Here is a 19113-nt window from a genome sequence, read left to right on the forward strand (position 1 = left end):
CGTTCTTGCATGATTTGCCTGTTCATGCAAGAAACGGTGCATGGATCGGCGATGCCGACCGTGGCGCAACGGCAAAATAGGGGCGCATGAATGGCGTGGTATATCGCAACATCTCTCCGCAACGAGGACCGCCCAAAGCTGACGGTCGCTCCGGAAAACGTGGCCGCATACGACAAGGTGTGCGACGCGATGACTGCGCAATATGAGCAATTGCCGAAAGACGATCCGCTGTACGCCGTTGCCGATCCCGTCGAGATGATCAACGGTTTCGAACTCCCGGACTTCGAACCGTTCGAGATCAAGATCAGGGGAAGCTCGGCCGACCTTCCCGACATCATCAGTACCGGAATGGGCTGGCTGGTGAGCGACAAAGTCAGGGCCGAGATCGAGCGGATCGAGCCCGGTCGCCACAAGTTTCTCCCGGCCCGCCTTGCCACGGACACGGAGACGGGGATCGACCGCTGGAGATTCCTCGACATTTGCGGGCGGCTGGACTGCGTCGCGCTCGATGCTTCGGAAGGCGTATTCAAACGGGTCTACGATCCGGAACTGCCCGAATACTTCCGCTACCTGGAAGAGGGCGGAAGCAAGACCAAGATCGCGATCTGGCGATCCTGCGCGGAAGGTCGTGCCATCTGGTACGACTATCGCATCAAACGCCGGTTTATTTCCGACGAATTCGCAGAATTCATTCAACGAGAATGCATTCGCGGGTGGTCTCTGACGACTTTTGACCGGCCCAATCGAGTGCGCGAAGTCGAGGGGGGCATCGACTGATGGCTGGCGACCATCCATCTGGCAAAACGTCCTATCGGAAAGGGCCGCTATGACCTTTGGCCTCAAACTCGCCCCTCAGCACCGCGTCTATGCCGGGTTCGGGATCTATTCCTTCGCCATGGGCAACATTTTCCCACGGCTGCCCGACATCAAGCACGCGATGGGCATCGCAGACGGAACACTGGGGCTCAGTCTGATAGGGACGCCCATCGGCACCTTGATCGCGCTGACGCTGGCAGCGCCGATCCTGGAACGTGTCGGCTTCCGCCGGGCGCTGCTCTGGCTGGTCCCGCTTCTGGCGCTTGTCTACGCCATCGCCGTGCACGCGTCCGGGCCGGTCGCGCTGTTTCTGATGCTGCTTCCTATCGGCCTGATGATCGGCAGCGTCGAAATCATTCTCAACGTCGAGGCCGACAGAACCGAGTTCCTGCTCAAGCGACGCATCATGAACCGCGCGCATTCATTCTGGAGCGCGGGCTTCTTCGGCGCCGGCCTGTTCGGCGGCGCCATGGCGCATCTCGGCCTGTCACCGCAACTCCACCTGGCCCTCGTCGTGCCGATGGTGGCCGTTGCGATGGCGCTGTTTCTCGGCGGCTACGAGCCGGCCCCTGCGCGCTTTGCCACCTCCGGCGACACGGCGCCCATGTTTGCGCGGCCGACACTGCCGATCCTCGTGCTCGTCGCGGTGACGCTTTCGGCGATGCTGCTGGAAGGCGCGAGCATCGACTGGTCGGCCATCTATATGCGGACCGTCTTCGAATCCGGCCCGTTCATCGCCGGCTTAACGGTGGCTCTGTTTGCGTTCTCGCAGGCGGCGACGCGCTTCTTTGCCGACAGCTTCGTCGACCGCCACTCGCCGAGCGGCGTGGCGCGCACCCTCCTGGCGACGATGGCCGCCGGCGTCGTCGTGGTCTTCTTCTCGCCCGCGCCATTTGTCTCGATGTTCGGCTTCGTGCTCCTGGGCATCGGGAGCAGCGCCATCTTCCCGCTGGCGATTTCGGCAGCCGCGCAGCGAAGCGACCGCCCGGCGGCCATCAACGTGGCGGCATTGTCGCAAATCTCCTTCATTGCTTTCCTGCTCGGCCCGCCGCTGCTCGGCTTCGTCTCCGACCACTGGGGCATTCGCTCGGCCTTCGGCATCGGCATCCCGTTCATCGCACTCAGCCTGCTGACAGCGGGCTCTCTTGGCCGGCGCCCCACGCTGGCCGAGGTGGGATCCGGCACGACCCAGGAAGCGCTGGCGCGGGCCAACGAGGCATAAGATCAAGCTGTCCCTTGTGGGATCAGCCGACTTCTATGTTCATTTCTGCAATCAGACGCTCGCGCCCGGCCAGCGAGTTCAGAGCCTTGTCGCCCAGTTCCCGGGCGACGAGGTTGAGCAGCGCTTCGCAAAAGACGACATAGGCACCCATGCTGTTCGAATAGAAACTGCTGGCATGGGGAATGAAGAAGGCGTGCTTGGCCGGAGGGACGAGCGGCGAGGATCGGGAATCGGTGATCGCCATTACGGTTTGGCCGTTCGCAGCGGCGATGCGACCCACCTCGGCGACGCTCCTCGTATAGGGCGCGCAGCTTGCGATGATGACGACGTCGCCTTTATCCAGCTGTGAGAGCGCCTCGGCGACACCCAGCCGCGGCGCGTCCAGGAGCGCGACGTCGGAGCGCACCATTCCCAGGCAATAGGTGAGAAAGCTCGCCAGCGAATGGAACTGGCGAACGCCATGGATGCGCACGCGACGCGCGCTTGCGAGCAGCTTCGTCGCCCCCTTCAGCGACGCGCCATCCAACTGGCCCAGGAAAGCGTCGACATTCGCCGCCGTTTCCTGCGCCAACTGCGCGAAAACCTCGACCTCTGCATCGCCGGCGGACGGAGTCGCCAGCAACCGTCCGGCCTGGCGGCTGTAGAAATATTGCTGGTCGTTTGCGATGGCCTTGCGGAAGACGGCCTGGAAATCGCCAAAACCTTCGAAGCCGAGACGTTTCGCCAGCCTGGTCAGTGTCGATGGATTGATGCCGAACTGAGCGGCGAGCTCCGAGATCGAGCGCACCGCCGATTGTTCCGGAGCCTCCACCAGCTTGGCGAACACGTCATGCGCCTTCGAGCCGAGGGAAAAGCCAGCCTCGTCGCGGCCGACCGAGAGCGCCAGCGCCCTGAGTTCTTCGATGGTGCGCGGCGGCTCCGCTATGGCTTCCTCAGGCATCGCCCCCGTTCCTGCTCACGCGGCGACAGGGACCAACCCGTCGCGCATGTCGAAGCGAGCTGCTTCATGCGGGGCATCGTAGACAGACCATTCGACCTTGTCAGCCCCGATGCAGATGACCGCGGTCGCCAAGGTGTTCTCGATATCGCTGTCGTCCGGGTCGGTGCGGTGAATCGGCAGCTCCGGGTCGGCTGCGTCCCACAATATGCCAAGCGCGCGGGTTTGCGGATCAGACTGGAGCGGCTGATCGAGCAGCAGTTCGCCACGCCGCTGGCGGACACCGGACGATCCTGTGACGATCTGCGACACGCGTCCGGAGTCGGCATGGATGAGGTGGTTCGAGTGAACCCGCGGCACGTCGACACGGTCGACCGACAGGACTTGGGCGGTGAACTCGACGCTGAGGAGCCGTTCGTCTCCGGCCTGGCCCAGGGTCAGGTGAAAGGCGCCGGCGCGGGGCGCCGATCTGAGCACGGCCAACGCCGCGTCAAGATTTGATGCATCAAGCATCGCGCGCGCGAGCACCATACGCGGCGTGCCGGCGCCGGCGGCCAGCGGCCTGATGTTGTTGACGGCCTGGACCAGGCCCGTCGACGTGACGCCAAACGTGTGGCCGGGCAGCGAGCCGGGATAGACGAAGGCTGTGAAGTGATTGCCGCCCTCGGAAGCCACATGCGCCAGCGCGCAGTGACCGGCAAAGTCGGGAGCGCCATCCTCATTATGGCCGATGACGTGCGGCGAACCCGGCAATTGCACGGTGGTGCAGCCGTCCGGCGCCATCGCCCAGATATCGCCGCGACAGTTCCACAGGAAAACGTCCTCGAAGGGCAATTCCAGACCGGCGGCCAGGCCCCGCAATTCGGCCCAGTATCGCGGAAACCGGTCCCGCACGATCGTTGCCATCATGCCGATGCGGGTATCGAAGCGGCGAGAAACCAGCTCCTGCCATGCGGCAGATTGGCGGAAATGATCGTGCAGGGCCGCGCGGCCGAAACGCCCCAGGGTTGCTCCGACATCATATGGCGAGCCCGAGACCTCGATGAAGGAAAGCAGGCGGCAATCATCATGCGACATGCTGCAGAAACTCTTTCAAGCGAGGATTTTGCGGGTTCTCGAGCAGCTCCCGCGGCTCGCCGTCGACGGCGATCTTGCCGCCTTCCATGAAAATCAGCCTGGTGCCGACCTTGCGGGCGAAGGCCATCTCGTGGGTGACCACAATCATCGTCATGCCCTCTTCGGCGAGCGCCTGCATGACGCGCAGCACTTCATGCCGGAGCTCGGGATCGAGCGCCGAGGTCGGCTCGTCGAACAGCATCAGCTTAGGCCTGACGGCGAGCGCGCGGGCGATGGCGACGCGTTGCTGCTGGCCGCCGGAAAGTTCACTCGGATAGTGATGCGCCCGATCGGCGAGCCCGACCTTGGCCAGCATTTCCAGCGCTTGCTTGCGCGCCTGCTGCCGCGTCTCACCGCGCACACGGTGCGGGCCGAAGGCGACGTTCTCGAGCGCCGTCATCTGCGGAAAGAGATTGAACTGCTGGAAGACCATGCCGGCTTCCTGACGGATCAGGCGAACCATGCGGCCGCCGGACTTGACGCTGATGCCGTCGACGACGAGATCTCCGCCGTTGATCTCTTCAAGCGCGTTGATGCAGCGAAGCAGCGTCGACTTGCCGGATCCGGAGGGACCGATCAGAACGATCTTCTCGCCAGGTTCAATCGCCAGGTCGACTTCGTCGAGGATCGTGACGTGGCCGAAGCGCTTGGTAACCTTCCTGAATTCCACGATGCTCACAGGATGCGCATCCTCTTCTCGGTCAGCCTGAGGATCAGCGTAAGCGTGCCGGTCATGATCAGGTAGAACATGGCCACGGCGGACCAGATCTCGACGGCACGGAAGTTGGCCGCCATGATTTCCTGGCCCTGCCGGGTGAGCTCGCCGACGCCGATGACGATAAACAGCGACGTGTCCTTCAGGCTGACGATGAACTGGTTGCCGAGCGCCGGGATCATGCGGCGGAACGCGAGTGGACCGATGATGTAGAAAAGCACCTTCCAGAACGGCAGGCCAAGCGCCAGGCCGGCTTCGCGCAAGCCGCGATGGACGGAAAGAAACGAGCCGCGCACGATCTCGGCGATATAGGCGCCGGCATTGATGACGATTGCCATGATGGCGGCCGCCAGCGGGTTGATGCGGACATCGGCAAGAATCGGCAATGCGAAATAGATGAACATGACCTGCACGATGATCGGCGTGCCGCGTATCAGCTCCACATAGAGGAAGGCGATCGCGTTGAGAACGGCATTGCCGTAGGCGCGCGCCAGGCCGGCGGTGAAGCCGATCACCAGCCCGCCGGCGAGCCCGGCGAGCGCGATCAGCACGGTGAGGCGCGCTCCTTTCAAGAGCTCAGGCAGGGCCTGCCAGATAACGGACCAATCGAAATCCATGAGAGCTGTCCTTCAAGGAAAGCGCACCGGACGCGCCCGGCGCGCAGAGAATCCCGGCGATCAGCTCTTTGGCGGTTCGGTGCCGAACCACTTCTTGTAGATCGTGTTATAGGTGCCGTCGCTTTTCAGCTTGGCGATCGACGCGTTGACCTTGGCGACGAGCTCGCTGCCCTTCGGGAAGGCGATGCCATATTGCTGGGCCATCATTTGCGGGCCGACGGTCTTCACTTTCCCCTGGCCGTTGGTCTTGATGTAGTAAAGCACGTTCGGTGTGTCGTGCATGGCGGCGTCGGCGCGCCCGGTCGCGACTTCCAGATAGGCATTGTCGCTGTTCGGGAACAGGCGCAACTCGGTGTCCTTGAAGTGCTCCTTGGCGTAGTCGGTGGCTGAGGTGCCGGTCTTGACGGCAAGCGTCTTGCCGGCGAGATCGTCCGGACCCTTGATCGCACTGTCGACCGGCACCATCAGCAGGAAGCCGCTGTCGTAATAGCCATCCGAAAAGTCGATGACCTTCTTGCGTTCATCCTTGATGGTGATGCCGGCAAGGCCGACGTCGACCTGCTTGGTCTGCAGCGCCGGAATGATGCCGTTGAAGTCCATCGGCTGCAGCGTGTAGGTCACGCCAATGTCCTTGGCGATTGCCGCCCACAGGTCGATGTCGAAGCCGACATACTTGTCGCCCTCCTTGAATTCGAACGGAACAAAGGCGGTGTCCGTCGCCACGATCAGGTCGGCGGCAAAGGCAGGTTGGCCAAGCACAAGTGTTGCCGCGACGGCCGCTGCGGCGGTGAGGCTTGCAAGCGCGAACTTCATTTTTCGGGTTCCCCTGTTTGTTGGAATTGCCACGGAACCCTAGCACCGCTGTACCCTTATCGCAAATCTAAAATGCATTTTGTTCTATGAATGCCTTTTAGATTTGCATGACCGCCTGTTTGGTCCCGGAGAAATGAGCCCTAGTCGAAGGCCCATTGGGCTCGCAACGCGTCCGCACCGGCAAGCCTCAGCCCACACGCTTCGACCGCCCGTCTGGTGGCCGCGACAAGGTCCTGATTTCCGGAAGCCAGCGCTCCATCGGGGAGCAAAAGATTGTTTTCGAATCCGACGCGCGCGTGCCCCCCAAGCAGTGCCGCGGCGGTGACGCAGGCCGTCTCGCAAGCGCCGAAGGCGCAGACCATCCAATGCCTGAATGGGGCAGTGCCGGGGGCCAGAAACGGCAGCAAGTCGGCAGGGCTGGATTTCTGCCCGACCGTGTAGCGACCAAGCACATAGAGAACGGGCACGTTGTCGAAGGGTATCACGCCGCGCTTCGCGAGCGCCGCCAGCCGGGTCGCTTCTTCCGGCGAATAGAGGATGACCTGCGGCGCGATCTTCTCCACCCGCAACTTTTGGAGAAACGCAGCGAAGGCGCTTTCGTGCGCTTCATCCGGGACGAATTCGCGCAAGGCCAGCGAAACCGCTTCGGGGCGCGTCTCAAGCACCACGCGCATCTGCTGCTCTGGTTGATACATCTCCAAGGCCTCACTCGTGATCTGGACCACCAGACCTTCGCCGACGCGAGCTTTGATCGCCGCCGTCGCGGCCCGATAAGCCTCGGCGTCCAGCAGGTGACCTCCATCGCGGTCGCGGACATGGACATGGATCATGGAGCGCCGGCATCGAGCGAGGCTGCGGCAACGCTCGCCAGTTCTTCGGGGGTGATCGGCAAGGCGGAATGATCCACCTTCGTGCGCCTGCCGCCATTGGGCGCCACGGCGATGACGACCGAATCGGATCGCCCGGAAGCGGCCTGCCCTTCAGTTGTGCCGTTGCGCATGGCCAGCTCCATTTGTTGCATACTGCTATTGTTTGCAACATCTATTGCATGCCCGAGCAGCGGCGTCTATGGTTGCGGCATGATCCGCGCGCCACTCTCCGATGCCATCGTCGAGATCTTCGACACCTTGCCCTCCCAGTTGCAGGGCGCTGCGCGCTATCTGCTCGACAATCCCGAAGACGTCGCGCTGTTGTCGATGCGCGAGCAGGCCCGTCGCGCCGGCTTGCAGCCCTGGACGATGGTGCGCCTGGCGAAACGGCTGGGCTTCGACGGCTACGAACCGCTGCGGTCGCTCTACGCCAACGCCATGCGACAAGGAGAACTCGGCTTTGCGGGCAAGGCCGGCGCGCAGCTCGCGCGGCAAAAGCAGGTTGGCGACCGGGCGTTGGCCGCCGAGATGATCAGGTCGCTGTCGGCCCAAGTCGCCGAACTCGGCGAGACCGACCGGCTCGAGTCTCTGGTCGCCGCCGCCGAGGCGCTGCATGCGGCGCGCCGGATATTCTGCCTCGGGCTGCGCTCCAGCCATCCGGTCGTCGCGCATTTCGCCTATGTCATGTCCTTCCTCGGCGAAAAGGCCGTCATGCTGGACGCCGCATCGGGAGCCGGTACCGACGCCATTCGCCTGGCGACCGACGAGGACGTGCTGCTCGTGGTCAGCGTCGCCCCCTACACCAGGACAACCGTCGACCTTGCCCGTCGCGCGGCAGCCAATGGCGTGCCGGTGATCGCGCTCACCGACAGCGCCGTATCGCCGCTCGTCGGTTTGGCTGGACTTTCGGTCCTGATCGCGACCGAAAGCCCGTCCTTCTTCCACACCATGGCGCCGGCCTTCATCGTCGGCGAGGTTCTCGCGGCGCTGATCGCCGGCAAGGGGGGAGAAGGTTCGCTCGCCGCCATTCGCCGCACCGAGGATCAACTGTCCCAACTCGACATCCACATTCTGACGCCGCGCGGCCGGAGGAAAGCATGACCCACATCCTGCACCGCCAGATCCACGCCAAGCTGCCCATCGCCAGCGGCGGCAAGGGCGTCGAGCTCTTCGATACCGACGGGCGCGCCTATATCGATGCCTCGGGCGGAGCAGCGGTTTCGTGCCTCGGCCACGGTCATCCCGATATCCTCGCCGCCATGCACCGGCAGGCCGACCGGCTTGCCTATGCCCATACCAGCTTCTTCACCAGCGACGTCGCCGAAGCGCTCGCCGACCGGCTCGTGGCGGACGCTCCGGCCGGGATCAGCCATTGCTATTTCGTCTCGGGCGGCTCGGAGGCGGTCGAGGCCGCGCTCAAGATGGCGCGGCAGTATTTCGTCGAGATCGGCGAGCCGCAGCGCCGCAACATCATCGCCCGCAGGCAAAGCTACCACGGCAACACGCTCGGCGCGCTCGCGACCGGCGGCAACGAATGGCGCCGCGCGCAGTTCCGGCCGCTGCTCATCGACACGCATCACATTGATCCCTGCTTCGCCTATCGTTTCCAGGAAGCGGGCGAGACGGATGCAGAATATGCCGCGCGCGCGGCACAGGCGCTGGAGGACAAGATCCTCGAGCTCGGGCCTGAAACGATCATGGCCTTCGTTGCCGAAACGGTGGTCGGCGCGACGGCAGGCGCCGTGCCGCCGGTGGCGGATTACCTCCGCCGCATCCGCGAAATCTGCGACCGCCACGGCGTCCTGCTGATCCTCGACGAGGTCATGTGCGGCATGGGCCGCACCGGAACGCTGCATGCCTGCGAGCAGGACGGCGTCGTTCCCGACCTGATGACGATCGCCAAAGGGCTGGGCGGCGGCTATCAACCGATCGGCGCCGTCCTGCTCAGCCGAAAGATATTCGATGCGTTCGCGAACGGCTCGGGCCTTTTCCAGCACGGCCACACCTATATCGGCCATCCCATGGCCTGTGCGGCGGCACTTGCCGTTCGGGAGGTGATCGCCCGCGACAGGCTGCTCGAAAACGTCAGAGCCATGGGCCACTATCTGTCGCGCCGGCTTGGCGAGCGGTTCAGCAATCATCCTAATGTCGGCGACGTCCGCGGGCGCGGCCTGTTCATGGGCGTCGAACTGGTCGAAGACCGTTCGACCAGGCAGCCGTTCGATCCGAAGCGGAAACTGCATGCGAGGATCAAGAAGGCGGCGATGGCGCGTGGGCTTCTCGTGTACCCCATGGGAGGCACGATCGACGGGGTCAATGGCGACCACGTGCTTCTCGCGCCACCGTTCATCAGCGGCGAGCAGGTCATCGATGCGATCGTCGAACGCCTCGACGATGCCATCCGGGATGCATTGCGGGCCTGAGCCGGACAGCCAAGGGTTGGCCAGCCGGACCGCGACGAGGGCTGCGCTCGTCCAGGTCGACAGGATGACCGGACCAGGGCCGGATTGGGCTGGCATTGATGGGGGCAATGGTCCAAGAAGGATCACTCGAACGTGATTGCCCTTCCAGATGTCCTCTATCCGCCCGCTGATCCCTCTCCTCATTGCCGCAGGCATCCTGCTCGGCGGCAACGGACTGCAGGGCACGCTGATTGCATTGCGCGGCGCGCGGGAAGGCTTTTCCGCCTCCGACATCGGCCTGATGGGCACGTTCTACTTCGCCGGCTTCCTGCTCGGCTGCCTTGCGGTCACCCACATCCTCAAGGCCGTCGGCCATGTACGGACGTTCTCGGCACTCGCCGCGATCGCTTCGGTCGGCACGCTGCTCTTGGTGCTTGTTATCAACCCGGTGATGTGGTGCGCGATACGCTTTGCCGGCGGCTTCTGCTTCGCCGGCCTGTTCACCGTCATGGAGGCATGGCTCAATTCAGGCGTCGGCAACAAGGACCGTGCCCGGGTGCTCGCCATCTACCGCATGGTCGACATCGGCTCGGTGACCAGCGCGCAGTTCCTGATCCCGGTGTTCGGCGCCGGCGGCTTCGCCATCTTCGCCGTGATGTCGATGATGATCACCTTGTCGCTGGTGCCGGTCTCGCTTGGTGACCGCTCCAATCCGGCGCCGCCGGAAGAGGTCAAGCTCGACCTGCCGCGGGTGTGGCGGATCTCGCCGCTCGGCTCGATCGGCTGCATCGCCGTCGGAGTGACCAACAGCGCCTTCCGCACGCTGTCCCCGGTCTATGCCGAGGAGATCGGCATGTCGGTTGCCGACGTCGTGACCTTCGTCAGCGTCGGCATCTTTGGCGGGGCGCTTATCCAGTATCCGCTCGGCTATCTCTCCGACCGCTGGGACCGGCGCTCGGTGCTGCTGACGACAACATGCTGCGCCATGCTCGCGGCGCTGGCGCTGGCCTTCGTGGCGCGCAGCGACCCGTTCCTCAACTTCGTCATCGTCTTCATCTTCGGCAGCTTCGCCATGCCGCTTTACTCGCTGTCGGCGGCACATTCCAATGACCGCGCAGGCAAGGGTGAATTCGTGCTAATCAATGCGGCGCTGATGCTGTTCTATTCCTTCGGCGCCATCGGCGGGCCGATCGCGGCATCGGCGGTGATGCAATTCTTCGGGCCGAGCGCGCTCTTCATCTTCAGTGCAGCCGTCTACGCCATTCTCATCATCGTGATCCTCTACCGGATGCAGGTCCGATCCGGCGTTCCGGCCGACAATCGGAGCCGCTTCACCGCGCTTTTGCGAACCTCGACATTGTTCGGGCGACTGGCGCGCCGAAACGGCGATCCGGACGCAGCCGGCTAGAGAGGTTCAGCGTCCGGTAGAAACGCTGAGCCCTCTAACCGATTGTTTTTGCGCAATTCCAGGCCGAAAACCGTTGCACAGTTTTCCTGGAATTGCTCCAGCGGCGGCTTGACGAAAGCGCCTGCGGCTGGAATGGAGAGAGACCTGATTTTTTGCCAAAAGCGATTTGATGCACGTCATCACCACCCAGGAAGAACTCGAGAGCGTCATCGCGGCGTTCGAAAAGTCCGAATTCGTCACCGTCGACACCGAATTCATCCGCGAGACGACTTTCTGGCCGATTCTTTGCCTGATCCAGATGGCTGCACCCGGACTGACGGCGCTGATCGATCCGCTATCGCCCGACATCGACCTGAAGCCGTTCTTCCGGCTGATGGCCAACGAAGCGGTCATCAAGGTCTTTCACGCCGCCCGCCAGGACATCGAAATCATCGTCCACCTCGGCGACCTCGTGCCGCATCCGGTATTCGATACCCAGGTGGCGGCGATGGTGTGCGGCTTCGGCGACAGCGTGTCCTACGACCAGCTGGTGCAGCGCGTCACCGGCGCCCGGCTCGATAAATCCTCGCGCTTCACCGACTGGCGCCATCGGCCGCTATCCGACAAGCAGCTCGAATACGCGCTCGCCGACGTCACCCATCTGATCAAGGTCTATCAGCATCTCAGCGCCGAGCTGGAGCGCGAGGATCGCGCCCACTGGCTGAACGAAGAGATGGACGTGCTGACCTCGCGCGAGACCTATGACCCGCACCCCGAGGATGCATGGAAGCGCCTGAAGATGCGGCTGCGCAAGCCGCAGGAGCTTGCCGTCGTGCAGGCGGTTGCCGCCTGGCGCGAGCGCGAGGCGCGCGAGCGCGACGTGCCGCGCGGCCGCGTGCTCAAGGATGACGCCATCTACGAGATCGCGCAGCAGGCGCCGCGCGATGCGACAGCGCTCGGCCGGTTGCGCACCACGCCCAAGGGCTGGGAACGCTCTGCGACGGCAACGGCGCTGCTGGCAGCCGTCAACGCGGCGCTCGCCGTGCCGAAGGAAGCGATGCCGAAACTGCCCAAGACGTTCCAGCCACCCGAAGGCTCGAACGCGGCTGCCGAACTGCTCAAGGTGCTGCTGAGGATCGTCGCCGAGAAGGAGGGCGTCGCGTCCAAGGTTCTCGCTTCCAGCGACGACATCGACCGCATCGCCGCCGAGGGCGATGCCGCCGAGGTGCCGGCGCTGCAAGGCTGGCGGCGCGCGGTGTTCGGCGAGCAGGCGCTGAGACTGGTGCGCGGCGAAATCGGCATCAAGTTCGATAAGCGCAAGATCGCTGTGTTCGATTTGTAGCGCCCTCACCTTCTCCCGCAAGGAAAGAAGCTCAGGAGAGCTCACACCACGCCAAGCAGGTGCAGGGCGAACCAGATCCAGGCCACCAAGAGGATACCGGCGCCGAGAAAGAAGGCGCGGCTGCGGTGCAGCACATGATTCCTGTTGAGATGCACCCAGGCATGGACATAGCGCGTGACGATGAAAAGCCACATCAGCACCAGCGTCAGGTAGTTGACGCCGTTGGTGACGAAGAGCGCCAGGCACAGGACGTGGAAGAGAACCGGCAGTTCAAACTGGTTGATCAGGTTGTTGGCGACGGTGACGCTCGAGGCCGGCTCGGTGGAGCGGACCTTGTACTGGCTGAGCTTGGCCTCGCCGGATTGCACGGCGAGGTAGCGCCGCTTCAGCATGACCAGGTAAACGATGTAGACGAGCAGCACATGCGCCAGCATCGGCCAGAAAATGGCGGTTTGGTTCACCTGTCGCCCCCTGCCCTGCTCAACGCCGCCGCCCAGCCAGAGCTAGAACCGCCACGGCCATGAAGGGAATGGCCAGAAGCGCGAACTTCGTGACCGTCACCGACGAAGCGAAAGCCAGCGAATCGGGATTGGCCGATTGGAAATCCGACAAGAGCCGCGCAACGGCAAAGTTCTGCGCGTAGTCCGCGATCGTGTAAGGCACAACCAGCAGCACCGCCGAGAGCGCCTGCAATTGCGCCGGCATGGCGCGGAAACCTGCGTGCCGTCGGCCAAAAGCCAGGATCAGGCTGACCAGGGTAAGCGACAGCAGTGCCGGGAACAGCAGGTCGAAGGTCAGATAGTGCCAAACCAGGATGATCTCGCCGCCCCGGCGTCCAAGCGCGGTCAGCCATGCCATGCCTTCGTCCGGCGTGAAACCGGTGACGCGCATGTCGAGCGAAGCGAGACCGCCGCTGAGACTGCGGAAATAGAGGAATTCAAGTGCGGTCATGGCGGTGAAGACCGCGGCGGAAGCGACCGACAGCGCCGCCGCGTGACGCGACAGGCGCAGCACCGCTCCGATCAAACCACGCAAAAGCCTCTGGCGATCCGGCCGATCGCCAGCCTGATCAAAGTCCGCCCGGATAATTCGGGCTTTCGCGGGTGATCGTGACGTCATGGGCGTGGCTTTCACGAAGTCCGGCGTTTGATATGCGCACAAAGGTGGCGCGTTCGCGGAACTCGGCAAGATCGCGCCCACCGACATAACCCATAGCGGCTTTCAGACCGCCTGCAAGCTGGTGCAACACGCCAGCCACAGGTCCTTTGTAGGGGACCTGCCCCTCAATGCCCTCCGGAACGAGTTTCAGGGTGTCGCGCACCTCGGCCTGGAAGTAGCGATCGGCCGAACCGCGCGCCATGGCGCCGACCGAACCCATGCCGCGATAGGCTTTGAACGAGCGGCCCTGATGCAGATAGACCTCGCCCGGGCTCTCGTCGGTTCCGGCAAGCAGCGAGCCGATCATGGCGGCGCTTGCGCCGGCGGCGAGCGCCTTGGCGAGGTCGCCCGAATATTTGATACCGCCGTCGGCGATCACCGAGACGCCCGCCTTCTCGGCCGTCTCCACCGCCGACATGATCGCCGACAGCTGCGGCACGCCGACGCCGGCAACGATTCTGGTGGTGCAGATCGAGCCTGGTCCGATGCCGACCTTGACGGCGTCGGCGCCGGCGTCGATCAGCGCCTGCGTGCCCTCGGCAGTGGCGACGTTGCCGGCCAGGATGCGCACGGAATTGGAGAGCTTCTTTGCCCGCGTCACCGCGTCCAGCACGCGTTGCGAGTGGCCATGCGCGGTGTCGATGACCAGAAGGTCGACGCCGGCATCGATCAGGCGCTCGGCGCGCTCGAAGCCGTCATCGCCGACGCTGGTGGCGGCGGCTGCGCGCAGCCGCCCCTGCGAGTCCTTGGTGGCATGCGGGTTGAGCTGCGACTTCTCGATGTCCTTGACGGTGATCAGGCCGACGCAGTTGCCGTTCCTGTCGACCACCACCAGCTTCTCGATGCGATGCTTGTGCAGCAGGCGCTTGGCCTCGTCCTGGTCGACATTCTCCTTGACCGTGATCAGGTTCTCACGGGTCATCAATTCATAGACCTTCTGCGAAGGATCGGAGGCGAAGCGCACGTCGCGATTGGTGAGAATGCCGACCAGCCGGCCCACCGTGTGGCCGCCGGTTCCGCCGTTCTCCACCACCGGAATGCCCGAAATGCCGTGGGCGCGCATCAGCGCCAGCGCGTCCGCAAGCGTTGCATCAGGCCCGATGGTGACGGGGTTCACCACCATGCCGGACTCGAATTTCTTAACCTGCCTGACCTGCTCGGCCTGCTCGGCCGGCGAGAAATTGCGATGGATGACGCCGATGCCGCCGGCCTGCGCCATGGCGATGGCGAGCCTCGCCTCGGTCACGGTGTCCATGGCGGCCGACAGGATGGGCACGTTGAGGTCGATGTCGGTGGCGATGCGGGTGCGGATGTCGGTCTCGCCCGGCATGACCTCGGAATGACCGGGCTGCAACAGCACGTCGTCGAAGGTCAGCGCCAGGGCGCCGGTGGACGTCTCGATGATTTTTGCCATGGCCAGTCCTCATGAATGCCGAAAAGGCGCTGGACCGCGATGACCAGCGCCGACTCTCATCTTCCCTTTCAGGATTGGCGCTGGCTGGTAACACGTCCTGTTGCCGATGAAAAGCCGAACCTTGCGGTCCATCGCAAAGTGTTGGGCGTTTCCATTCTGGAGCCACCAGCGGTTGCGGTCGCACAAAAGTGACAGCAATTTAATACGACATCCGGGGCAATGCGTGATAACCGCCCGGTCGTGCCGGCTCGGCCTCGAATCGCGAAGACAAGTCAGGGCGTTCCCTTGAACCGCATCATCCCGCTCATCCTGGCGGTCGCACTCTTCATGGAGAACATGGATTCGACCGTGATCGCGACCTCGCTGCCGGCGATTGCCATCGACATCCATACCAGCCCGATCGCGCTCAAGCTGGCGCTGACAGCCTATCTCGTGTCGCTGGCGATCTTCATTCCGATCAGCGGCTGGATGGCGGACCGGTTCGGGGCCAAGAATGTCTTTCGCGCCGCGATCACCGTCTTCATCGCCGGTTCGGTCGCTTGCGCATTCTCCGACTCGCTGCCAGCCTTTGTCGTGTCGCGCTTCCTGCAGGGCATGGGCGGTGCCATGATGACGCCGGTCGGGCGCCTCGTGCTGGTGCGCGCCACACCGAAGAGCGAGCTTGTCGCGGCAATGTCCTGGCTGACGGTGCCGGCGCTCGTCGGACCGCTGGTCGGCCCGCCGATCGGCGGCTTCATCACCACTTATTTCACCTGGCACTGGATCTTCCTGATCAATGTGCCGATCGGGCTGCTGGGCATCTGGCTTGCCACCCGCTTCCTGCCGGAGACGGAGTCGACCGAGACCCCGCCGCTGGATTTTCCGGGCTTCGTGCTCAGCGGGCTTGCCGCGTCGGGCATTGTTTTCGGGCTTTCTGTGATCAGCCTGCCGGCGCTGCCGCCGATCGCCGGCTTCATCACGGTGGCAGTCGGTGTCATCTCGGGCGTACTCTATCTCCTGCACGCGCGGCGCGCCAAAAACCCTCTGCTGGCGCTTGAGCTCTTCCGCAACCAGGTGTTTCGCTCCTCGGTGCTGGGCGGATCGCTGTTCCGCGTCGGCATCGGCGCGGTGCCATTCCTGCTGCCGCTGATGTTCCAGATCGGCTTCGGGCTGACGCCGTTCCAGTCCGGCATGATCACCTTCGTCTCGGCCATCGGCGCCATCGGCATGAAGTTCGTCACCGCGCTGCTTTTCCGCCTGGCAGGGTTCCGGCGGGTGCTGATCTGGGGATCGCTGATCGCCGCGGGCTCGATCGCCATCTACGGTCTCTTCACGCCGCAAACGCCCTATGCGCTGATGCTCGCGATATTGCTGGTCGGCGGCTTCATCCGCTCGATGTTCTTCACCGGCGTCAATGCACTCTCCTATGCCGAGGTCTCGGCCGCCGACACCAGCAAGGCGACGCCGATCACTGCGGTATTCCAGCAGCTCTCGATCGCGCTCGGCGTGGCGCTGGCCGGCGGCATCCTGGAAGTATCGACGTCGATCCATCGCGGGCCGCTGACGCTCAATGATTTCCACATTGCCTTCTTCATCGTCGCAGCGGTTTCGGCGGCGGCGTCGCTGACCTTCATGCGGCTGGCGCCCGATGCCGGCAATGCGGTGTCGGGCCACGGCCGGCTAACAACGCCGAAGACGCTGGAGCCGGCGGCTACGGCTGGGAAGTGAGCGGCGGAGCACAGCGCCAGAATTTTTAAGCTGGCAGGACAGCGCCCCCCTCTGGCCTGCCGGCCATCTCCCCCACTTGGGGGGAGATCGGACTTCACGCCGGCTTTCGCCAATCTCCAACCTCGCAGAACTAGGCGGAGCGCCGAAATCGCCAATCTCCCCCCTTGTGGGGGAGATGTCCGGAAGGACAGAGGGGGGCGCGAAGGATCGCTGCTAAGCACCTTTAGCCGGCGCTATCCCTTGAACTCCTTCGCCAGCAGATAAAGCTCCACGGACTCGTCCCGCGAGGCCGGCGGCTTGACGTGGTGGACCGAGCGGAAGTTCTGCTTGAGCCGCGACAGAAGCTCATTTTCCGCGCCGCCCTGGAAGGTCTTGGCGAGCAAATGCCCGCCGGGCTTCAGCACGGAAAGCGCGAAGTCGGCCGCCACCTCGCAAAGATGCATGGTGCGCAAATGGTCGGTGCGGCGATGCCCCGTTGTTGGCGCGGCCATGTCCGACAGCACGACGTCGGGCTGGCCGCCGAGCGCCTCGGAAAGCTTTCGCGGCGCGTCCGGATCGAGGAAATCCAGCTGCAGGATGGCCGCGCCCGGCACGGCGTCCATTTCGAGATAGTCGATACCGACGACGTGCGGGTTCTCGGCCGTCGATTTCGTGCGCGCCGCCGCCACCTGGCACCAGCCGCCGGGCGCCGCGCCGAGGTCGATCACCTTCATGCCGGGTTTCAGCAGATGATGCTTGTCGTCGATCTCGATCAGCTTATAGGCCGCGCGCGACCTGAAACCGTCGGCCTTGGAGCGCTGCACGTAGGGATCATTCATGTGACGCTCGAGCCAGCGGCGCGAGGATTCCTTCAGGCCGCTCTTTTTCTTGATCCTCGTCTTCAGCACGCGTATGCCGGCCGAGCCCGGTTTTTCCGGCTTTTTCGTCATGAACGATCTCTTTTGAGCACGATCGTCTCCAGAACCGGCTCCCACTTTGGGGTCATGCTCACCCTTCTCTACGCGATTCCCGGCGCAAAACCGCTGCACGGTTTTTGCTGGAATTGCCTAGAGCATGACGCCGAAAAGTGTGAAGTGGTTTTCGAACGACATCATGCTCTATCTCTTTGATTTAGAGCCGGATTCAGATTTCGGATCGACTCGATCCGAAATCATCCGGCTCTAGCGCCGCCAGGCGCCGTCGTCGGCCATCAATTCGCTCAAGATGCCCTCGCGCAAGCCGCGGTCGGCGACGCGCAGGCGCTCGGACGGCCATACGCCGCGGATTGCCTCCAGGATGGCGCAGCCGGCGAGCACGAGGTCGGCACGGTCGGCGCCGATGCAGGGATTGGCGACGCGCTGCTGGAAATCCCAGCCGATCAGCTTCTCCACCATGCGGTCGACGCTCTCGCGGTTCATCCAAAGTCCATCGACGCGGCGGCGGTCATAGCGATCGAGATCGAGATGGACGCCGGCGAGCGTCGTCACCGTGCCGGAAGTGCCGAGCAGGTGGAAGTTGGGGCTGGCCAGCACATGCGCGAGCCGGTCGCGCCCGTCGAACGCCTTGAGCCGCACCGCAACGTCCTCGACCATGGCGGCGAAGGTCTCGCGCGTGACGGTGCGGCCGCCGAAGCGCTCGGCGAGCGAGACGACACCCACGGGAAGCGACGTCCAGGAGACGATGTGATTGGCAAGACGCGGCGAGCGGTGGCCGCGGGTAAGATCAATCAGTGCGATCTCGGAGGAGCCGCCGCCGATGTCGAACAGCACCACGCCTTGCGTGTCGCGCTCGACCAGCGAGCCGCATCCCGAAACGGCGAGGCGGGCCTCGGTCTGGCGGTCGATGATCTCGAGCTTCAAGCCTGCTTCGCGCTCGACCCTGTCCAGGAACTCGAGGCCGTTCTGGGCGGCGCGGCAGGCTTCCGTGGCGATCAGCCTCGCCTTGCGGATCTTGCGATTGCGCAGCTTGTCGCCACAGACCTTGAGCGCCTCGACGGCTCGGTCCATCGCCGCTTGACCGAGACGGCCGCTGGCGGCAAGTCCCTCGCCCAGCCTGACGATGCGCGAGAAGGCGTCGATGACGCGAAACTGGCCGTGCCGGCTGGGCACCGCGACCAGCAATCGGCAATTGTTGGTGCCGAGATCGAGCGCGGCGAAGACCGGCAGTTCCTGCTGCGGGGGACGCGGCGCGCCCTGTGCCGGCGTCGACTGAGGCGGCGTCGGCGCAGGCTCAGGCGGCAGGACGGCGGGTGCCGGGGACAGCGCCACGGCGCCGTTTTCATCACGGGCGAAAACCTTGCGGCCGCGCCGGCGCTTGCGCCGCTTGCGCGTCTTGCCCTTCTGGTGTTCGCCGGGACGGTCGGCATGCCTTGCACCCCGATGCTCGGCCGCGTGACGCTCCGATCGCCGCGCGGACGGGCCTGCCGGTTCTGACGGCGAAGCCCCGGGCATGCCCACTGCCGGCGCTCTGGCGCCGGTGTCGTGGTCTTCCACTGTTGTTCCTTCCGGCACCGCGCGAACCGAAGAACGGACGCAGCTGGCGCTTTCATTGTTTCAAGTTGCAGCCAGACTAGCAGCGCCATCGCCGATCACCAAGAGCGTGAAAGCGAATTTTGCCGGC

General features: G+C 64.2%; 18 protein-coding genes and 1 pseudogene. 8 read left to right on the plus strand and 11 right to left on the minus strand.

Annotated features, from left to right (window positions below; genetic code table 11):
* The first annotated feature begins 90 nt into the window (after positions 1 to 90).
* Positions 91 to 777 (plus strand): DUF1629 domain-containing protein, encoded by a 687-nt coding sequence (locus EN818_RS03660; RefSeq protein ID WP_095808327.1) that lies wholly within the window; start codon positions 91 to 93, stop codon positions 775 to 777.
* 49 nt (positions 778 to 826) lie between these two features.
* A complete protein-coding gene (locus tag EN818_RS03665; RefSeq protein ID WP_095808328.1) occupies positions 827 to 2038 on the plus strand; it encodes an MFS transporter in 1212 nt (403 codons plus the stop codon).
* A 22-nt stretch (positions 2039 to 2060) separates the two neighbouring features.
* Here EN818_RS03665 and EN818_RS03670 read toward each other — a convergent pair whose 3' ends face one another.
* The 6 genes and pseudogenes from EN818_RS03670 to EN818_RS03695 all read right to left on the minus strand — a co-directional run bounded on the left by EN818_RS03670 (position 2061) and on the right by EN818_RS03695 (position 7257).
* On the minus strand, positions 2061 to 2978 hold the full coding sequence (locus tag EN818_RS03670) for a MurR/RpiR family transcriptional regulator (protein ID WP_095808329.1): 918 nt from the start codon (positions 2976 to 2978) through the stop codon (positions 2061 to 2063).
* A 15-nt stretch (positions 2979 to 2993) separates the two neighbouring features.
* A complete protein-coding gene (locus EN818_RS03675) occupies positions 2994 to 4052 on the minus strand; it encodes a C45 family peptidase (RefSeq protein WP_095808330.1) in 1059 nt (352 codons plus the stop codon).
* On the minus strand, positions 4042 to 4770 hold the full coding sequence (gene glnQ / locus EN818_RS03680) for a glutamine ABC transporter ATP-binding protein GlnQ (RefSeq protein WP_095808331.1): 729 nt from the start codon (positions 4768 to 4770) through the stop codon (positions 4042 to 4044). The genes EN818_RS03675 and glnQ overlap by 11 nt, the downstream gene beginning before the upstream one ends.
* A complete protein-coding gene (glnP, locus tag EN818_RS03685; RefSeq protein ID WP_095808332.1) occupies positions 4767 to 5423 on the minus strand; it encodes a glutamine ABC transporter permease GlnP in 657 nt (218 codons plus the stop codon). Before glnP ends, glnQ begins: the two co-directional genes overlap by 4 nt.
* A 60-nt stretch (positions 5424 to 5483) precedes the next feature.
* Positions 5484 to 6236: a glutamine ABC transporter substrate-binding protein GlnH gene (gene glnH / locus EN818_RS03690; RefSeq protein ID WP_095808333.1), complete on the minus strand. Its 753-nt coding sequence runs from the start codon at positions 6234 to 6236 to the stop codon at positions 5484 to 5486.
* A 140-nt stretch (positions 6237 to 6376) separates the two neighbouring features.
* Positions 6377 to 7257: pseudogene (locus tag EN818_RS03695) on the minus strand (3-keto-5-aminohexanoate cleavage protein).
* A gap of 58 nt (positions 7258 to 7315) precedes the next feature.
* Between EN818_RS03695 and EN818_RS03700 the strand changes: the two are divergent.
* From EN818_RS03700 to rnd, 4 genes are all read left to right on the plus strand, one after another.
* A complete protein-coding gene (locus EN818_RS03700; protein WP_135904019.1) occupies positions 7316 to 8206 on the plus strand; it encodes a MurR/RpiR family transcriptional regulator in 891 nt (296 codons plus the stop codon).
* Positions 8203 to 9528 carry an aspartate aminotransferase family protein gene (locus EN818_RS03705; RefSeq protein WP_095808335.1) on the plus strand — a complete coding sequence of 442 codons (1326 nt, stop codon included), beginning with the start codon at positions 8203 to 8205 and terminating at the stop codon, positions 9526 to 9528. Before EN818_RS03700 ends, EN818_RS03705 begins: the two co-directional genes overlap by 4 nt.
* Before the next feature lie 148 nt (positions 9529 to 9676).
* Positions 9677 to 10915, plus strand: coding sequence for an MFS transporter (locus EN818_RS03710; protein ID WP_095808336.1), 1239 nt, complete (start codon positions 9677 to 9679; stop codon positions 10913 to 10915).
* A 169-nt stretch (positions 10916 to 11084) separates the two neighbouring features.
* Complete coding sequence (rnd, locus tag EN818_RS03715; protein ID WP_095808337.1) at positions 11085 to 12236, plus strand: ribonuclease D; 1152 nt, start codon at positions 11085 to 11087, stop codon at positions 12234 to 12236.
* Between the two features lie 41 nt (positions 12237 to 12277).
* Here the strand turns inward: rnd and EN818_RS03720 are convergent, their stop codons facing one another.
* Genes EN818_RS03720 through guaB form a run of 3 tightly spaced genes read right to left on the minus strand, consistent with a single transcriptional unit; the run spans position 12278 to position 14808 of the window.
* Positions 12278 to 12697, minus strand: coding sequence for an MAPEG family protein (locus EN818_RS03720; RefSeq protein WP_095808338.1), 420 nt, complete (start codon positions 12695 to 12697; stop codon positions 12278 to 12280).
* A 19-nt stretch (positions 12698 to 12716) separates the two neighbouring features.
* Positions 12717 to 13262: a hypothetical protein gene (locus tag EN818_RS03725; protein ID WP_245420554.1), complete on the minus strand. Its 546-nt coding sequence runs from the start codon at positions 13260 to 13262 to the stop codon at positions 12717 to 12719.
* Between the two features lie 43 nt (positions 13263 to 13305).
* Positions 13306 to 14808 (minus strand): IMP dehydrogenase, encoded by a 1503-nt coding sequence (gene guaB / locus EN818_RS03730; RefSeq protein ID WP_095808339.1) that lies wholly within the window; start codon positions 14806 to 14808, stop codon positions 13306 to 13308.
* Between the two features lie 39 nt (positions 14809 to 14847).
* On the opposite strand from guaB, the gene EN818_RS32550 reads away from it, so the two are divergent.
* Positions 14848 to 15000: a hypothetical protein gene (locus tag EN818_RS32550; protein WP_165349844.1), complete on the plus strand. Its 153-nt coding sequence runs from the start codon at positions 14848 to 14850 to the stop codon at positions 14998 to 15000.
* 93 nt (positions 15001 to 15093) lie between these two features.
* On the plus strand, positions 15094 to 16515 hold the full coding sequence (locus EN818_RS03735; protein WP_095808340.1) for an MFS transporter: 1422 nt from the start codon (positions 15094 to 15096) through the stop codon (positions 16513 to 16515).
* Between the two features lie 233 nt (positions 16516 to 16748).
* Here EN818_RS03735 and EN818_RS03745 read toward each other — a convergent pair whose 3' ends face one another.
* Both EN818_RS03745 and EN818_RS03750 read right to left on the minus strand, forming a co-directional pair.
* The gene (locus EN818_RS03745; protein WP_095808341.1) at positions 16749 to 17444 is read right to left on the minus strand and encodes an RlmE family RNA methyltransferase; all 696 of its coding nucleotides are present in this window, start codon (positions 17442 to 17444) and stop codon (positions 16749 to 16751) included.
* Between the two features lie 231 nt (positions 17445 to 17675).
* Positions 17676 to 18986: a Ppx/GppA phosphatase family protein gene (locus EN818_RS03750; RefSeq protein WP_095808342.1), complete on the minus strand. Its 1311-nt coding sequence runs from the start codon at positions 18984 to 18986 to the stop codon at positions 17676 to 17678.
* Positions 18987 to 19113 lie beyond the last annotated feature (127 nt).

Origin of the sequence: Mesorhizobium sp. M3A.F.Ca.ET.175.01.1.1 (genome assembly GCF_004791945.1) — a bacterium.
Lineage (GTDB): Bacteria > Pseudomonadota > Alphaproteobacteria > Rhizobiales > Rhizobiaceae > Mesorhizobium.

Bases quoted from the DNA above. Each gene is read 5' to 3' on its own strand.
- EN818_RS03660 (WP_095808327.1), top strand. From the start codon at position 91: ATGGCGTGGTATATCGCAACATCTCTCCGCAACGAGGACCGCCCAAAG.
- EN818_RS03665 (WP_095808328.1), top strand. From the start codon at position 827: ATGACCTTTGGCCTCAAACTCGCCCCTCAGCACCGCGTCTATGCCGGG.
- EN818_RS03670 (WP_095808329.1), bottom strand. From the start codon at position 2,978: ATGCCTGAGGAAGCCATAGCGGAGCCGCCGCGCACCATCGAAGAACTC.
- EN818_RS03675 (WP_095808330.1), bottom strand. From the start codon at position 4,052: ATGTCGCATGATGATTGCCGCCTGCTTTCCTTCATCGAGGTCTCGGGC.
- glnP (WP_095808332.1), bottom strand. From the start codon at position 5,423: ATGGATTTCGATTGGTCCGTTATCTGGCAGGCCCTGCCTGAGCTCTTG.
- glnH (WP_095808333.1), bottom strand. From the start codon at position 6,236: ATGAAGTTCGCGCTTGCAAGCCTCACCGCCGCAGCGGCCGTCGCGGCA.
- EN818_RS03700 (WP_135904019.1), top strand. From the start codon at position 7,316: ATGATCCGCGCGCCACTCTCCGATGCCATCGTCGAGATCTTCGACACC.
- EN818_RS03705 (WP_095808335.1), top strand. From the start codon at position 8,203: ATGACCCACATCCTGCACCGCCAGATCCACGCCAAGCTGCCCATCGCC.
- EN818_RS03710 (WP_095808336.1), top strand. From the start codon at position 9,677: ATGTCCTCTATCCGCCCGCTGATCCCTCTCCTCATTGCCGCAGGCATC.
- rnd (WP_095808337.1), top strand. From the start codon at position 11,085: ATGCACGTCATCACCACCCAGGAAGAACTCGAGAGCGTCATCGCGGCG.
- guaB (WP_095808339.1), bottom strand. From the start codon at position 14,808: ATGGCAAAAATCATCGAGACGTCCACCGGCGCCCTGGCGCTGACCTTC.
- EN818_RS32550 (WP_165349844.1), top strand. From the start codon at position 14,848: ATGACCAGCGCCGACTCTCATCTTCCCTTTCAGGATTGGCGCTGGCTG.
- EN818_RS03745 (WP_095808341.1), bottom strand. From the start codon at position 17,444: ATGACGAAAAAGCCGGAAAAACCGGGCTCGGCCGGCATACGCGTGCTG.